Annotated in this window: 1 protein-coding gene; it reads left to right on the top strand. The window is 74.5% G+C overall.

The genetic code is table 11. From position 1 onward, the window contains the following. The coding region (locus KBX39_RS32400) for a type I polyketide synthase (protein WP_210874237.1) at window positions 1–742 on the top strand (742 nt) is incomplete at both ends.

The following is a 742-nucleotide window of genomic DNA, read 5'->3' as shown; positions in this document are numbered from 1 at the left end:
TGGTGCAGGCGATGCGGTACGGCCTGCTCCCACGGACCCTGCACCTCAACGAGCCGACCCCCCACGTGGACTGGTCCGCCGGCGCGGTCTCCCTGCTCACCGAGGCGCGCCCCTGGCCGGCGGTGGACCGGCCCCGCCGGGCCGCCGTGTCGTCGTTCGGCATCAGCGGTACGAACGTGCACCTGATCCTGGAGCAGCCGCCCACGCCGACCGACGCGGACGAGCCGGCCGACGGCGACGAGCCGGTCACCGGTGACGAGCCGTCCCGGGTGCCGGCGGTGCTGCCGCTGCTGCTGTCGGCCCGAGACGCGGCCGGGCTGTCGGCGCAGGCCGGCCGCTGGGCGCAGTGGCTCGGCGGCACCGGGGCCCCGCGCCCGCTCGACGTGGCGTGGTCGTCGGTGGCGTCGCGTTCCGTACTGGAGCACCGGGCCGTCGTGTCCGGGGCGAGCCGGGACGAACTGCTGGCGGGCCTCGAAGCCGTGTCGGCGGGCGAGGTCTCGGCCGGCGTGCTCACCGGCCCGGGCGGCCAGCGCGGCCAGTTGGCGCTGTTGTTCTCGGGTCAGGGTGCGCAGCGTGCGGGGATGGGTCGGGAGTTGTCGGCCCTGTTCCCGGTGTTCGCCGTCGCGTTGGACGACGTGTGCAGTCACCTGGATCCGTTGTTGCCGCGTCCGCTCAAGGAGGTGCTGTTCGCTGAGGCGGGTTCCGCCGAGGCGGGGTTGCTGGATCAGACGGTGTTCACGCA

Origin of the sequence: Micromonospora sp. D75, from assembly GCF_018070405.1 — a bacterium.
GTDB classification, from domain to species: domain Bacteria; phylum Actinomycetota; class Actinomycetes; order Mycobacteriales; family Micromonosporaceae; genus Micromonospora; species Micromonospora chalcea.
This window is presented reverse-complemented; position numbering and strand designations above follow the sequence as displayed.